The sequence below is a fragment of the Falsiporphyromonas endometrii genome (assembly GCF_042654485.1).
In the GTDB taxonomy this organism is placed as follows: Bacteria; Bacteroidota; Bacteroidia; order Bacteroidales; family Porphyromonadaceae; genus Porphyromonas; species Porphyromonas endometrii.
Genome location: NZ_JBHSGO010000099.1, coordinates 1 through 3,196 on the forward strand (window position 1 = coordinate 1; position 3,196 = coordinate 3,196).

Sequence of the window (3,196 nt, forward strand, 5' to 3'; positions counted from 1 at the left end):
CCCGGGCGGACGCCAATCCCCCCGGTGTTTTTCATGCCCGCCTGACGGATGAACTAAACAATGAAAGGAAATGATTAATTTTGACTCAAAGATAAATCTCCTTTACACACTTTTTGGGATACTACCGAATGTTAATATATGTATAGGCTTCATTTTATTGACAAGTTTGAGGCTCAAAAACCCATTTCAGGCTGCTTTTTTTGGAAGGTCGCGCGACTTGCAATCCATTCTCGCGCGACATTGAACTTAAACTCGCGCGAGGTTGCACTTGAAGTAACGCGACTTCGCATGTCAAGGTCGCGCGACAACGGATCGAAAGTCGCGCGAGAATAGATTGCTTGTTGCGCGAGCTTATTTGTTAAAATAGCGCATAAAAAAGCCCGTTTCGTACTAATAAAACGGGCAAAGTCGGCGGAAGGTCAAGTTACCCTAACCCTCGAATTTGAGGTTTTGAGGTTGGATCAGTGTTGTTTTGATAGCTTTTTGAACATCATTTAAGGTAACAATATTTAACGAATATAGGTGCTTCAAAATGAACTTCACAGCCCATGCAAAAAGCCCCAGCTTAAGAATTAACCTGACCGTTGTGATAAGACATATCTTACCCTCTTGGAGGTGCAATCTGCCAAGCGAAATAATCATCAAAAGTATGGTAAGTATTATGCTTATTTCCATGGTTATATGTTCTTTATGATTGACTAAGATACTAAAAAGGAATCTTTTTTGCAATGACACTCCCCTTGGATTAAGAGAGAAAAATGAAAAGGAGTCGATAGTTTGTTGCCGTACAACTCAGAAAAGAGGGGTCTCCACTGTGTTTTTATTGTCAGTGAAGACCCCTTGTTTAGCACTTTTGTAAGTTTGTGCTGAGGTTGATTTGATCTATTAATTACATTCCTCTTCCTCCTCCTTGCTGTCCGCCTATACCTTGAGAGGAATCGTTGTTTTGCATAATATCATCATTTTCGATTGTGCGAACGGTGCGTTTGATCTGTGATTTTAAGCTGCCAAATCGATATGATAGGTTGAGTGAAAATGTTCGTCCGGGATATCGGATATCTGTGATAGATATAGCTTGTCCGTTGTCTGTTGTCCTCGTGTATTTAATATTTTCTCTAAATGGATTACTTACAATCATTGACACAGTGAGTTTCTGATTGAAGAAGGCCTTTGATACACTGTAATTATCGTAGTACATGGTGCTATACTTTGTTTGAAGTGTGTTTGCACCTTTGTAGAATCCTCCATTTATATTGATAAACCAATCATTTTTGAGTGTTATCATTGCTCCAATCCATGTTGAACTACCCCATGAATTAATCTCCTTTTTTAGTTCTTTGGATTCCCATTGATTGTAATTAACTGAAAAATTGGTAATTAGTCTAAGCCAGCTTGTTGCAGACCAGTTGATAAATCCATTGAATCCCGGGTTCTTTTTCTTAGCAATATTGTCAAATGTGGAATACTGCACTCCATTTTTTCCTTGGATGTAATGAGCTTGAATCCCATTGTTGGCGAAAGAGTAGTAGGCACTAAGTGTTGTGATCACCTTTGGGAGAAATAGATTATAGCTAAGAGTCACTGTATGATACTTTTCTGGTTTGAGCTTTGGATTACCTTTTTTTATAAGGTAGTTTGATTCTATCTTTTCATAAGGATTGAGCATATCAATATTAGGTCTATTGATCCTAAAATTGTAATTCACCTTAATTTGTTGCTGTTGTGTGGGCTTCCAATCTAAAGTTACTTCAGGTATCCAATCGAAATAACTCTTCCCGAAATTTTCTTTGGTATTATTGGAATATTCGACATTGAGCTTTCCTATCTCACCTCTTACCCCTGTCTTTACAGACCAGTTGTTCATCTTGTAGCTATATGCAAGATAGGCAGAATATATATTGTATGAGTGTAGAAACTTCGATCCATTCATATCTATAAGAGAAGTTGGAGTTTTGTTCCATGAATTGCTTTCTTCGTCGAAATATTTATTGTTCGGTTCCGATGTTGATCGTCTGTAAATATATTTGGTACCCGCTTCTATAATGCTACTACTTTTGATCGGTCTAACATAATCTACTTGCAATGAGTGTTCATTCATCCCGGCATCAATCTTATTCCATGTCTTACTATCTTTTGAGGTGTTGTTGATTGGATCTGAAGTAGATAGGAAGTATTTTTGATCGCTACTATTGGGCGTATAGTTGTATCTGTAGCTAAAAGTTAGTAGCTCTCCCTGAAGGTCTGTACTGTGTTGATAGTCCAACCCTGTTGAGACTGATCCATAAGTTCCGTTGACTTTGTTGTAGGTTTTATTTAAGCCTATAAGTGTTGGCTCTTCTTGACCTCTCAAAGAAAAGGATTTTGTTTCCCCATTCGATTCGAATAGAGCCTTTCCAGGTCTTAGATTGGTGTTAATTGTCAAAAGGTTTTTCTTGTCAATCTCGTAAGACATCAAGATATTGCCATAGAGGCCGAGGTACTTGTTGTCAGCTGTCATGGCTTCACCACTCATGATGCCGGTGGAGTAATTGCGATAGTTGACATATGTATCCATATTCTTTTGTGAACCCATATAGCCTACGAGGTTTGTAGATAGTCCAAACTTGCCCTTTTTGAGTGCAAGATATAATGACGAATTGAGTCCGAGAGGGTAGGATGCATTAAGAGAAATATTTCCTGTCACTCCATCTCCGGTTTGTGTGTCCGTAACAATATTTAAGATGGCTCCAACACCTTCTGCATCATATTTAACGCCCGGGTCAGTTATCACTTCTACCTTTTTGATTGTGGAAGCGGGGATTGAGCGAAGTACAATCTGCGGGTCTTGATCCATAATTGGATTGGGCTTCCCATTGATATATATCTTATAGTTAGAAGATCCTTTGATTTGAATATTGCCTTGTCCATCAACTGTCACAAGAGGTACCTTTCTCAACATCTCAAGAAGGCTTTTCCCTCTCGATTCTTTATCCTCTTTCAGATTATAGGCAAGACGATCTATCTCCATCTTTACAAGTGGTTTGGAGTAGACAACTTTGAGCTCATCGAGTTGAGTTGTTTCATCATCTCTAAGAAGCTGTTTAAAAATTATTCAGAGAATTTATTAAGCAATATTTTGCAGAAAGCAAGTTGAACCATAGCCTCTGCAGTAGCGGCATGAAACTCATAATCAATCGTCAGTCTTCTAAAATTTTCC

Annotated in this window: 2 protein-coding genes; both read right to left on the bottom strand. The window is 38.5% G+C overall.

All coding sequences use genetic code 11. The features are described 5' to 3' along the window. Positions 1 to 429: 429 nt before the first annotated feature. Positions 430 to 675, bottom strand: coding sequence for a hypothetical protein (locus ACFO3G_RS03525; protein ID WP_380078040.1), 246 nt, complete (start codon positions 673 to 675; stop codon positions 430 to 432). A 214-nt stretch (positions 676 to 889) separates the two neighbouring features. Beyond that, positions 890 to 3,007 (bottom strand): TonB-dependent receptor domain-containing protein, encoded by a 2,118-nt coding sequence (locus tag ACFO3G_RS03530; protein ID WP_380078042.1) that lies wholly within the window; start codon positions 3,005 to 3,007, stop codon positions 890 to 892. Between the last annotated feature and the right edge of the window lie 189 nt (positions 3,008 to 3,196).

Bases quoted from the DNA above. Each gene is read 5' to 3' on its own strand.
- ACFO3G_RS03525 (WP_380078040.1), bottom strand. From the start codon at position 675: ATGGAAATAAGCATAATACTTACCATACTTTTGATGATTATTTCGCTT.
- ACFO3G_RS03530 (WP_380078042.1), bottom strand. From the start codon at position 3,007: ATGGAGATAGATCGTCTTGCCTATAATCTGAAAGAGGATAAAGAATCG.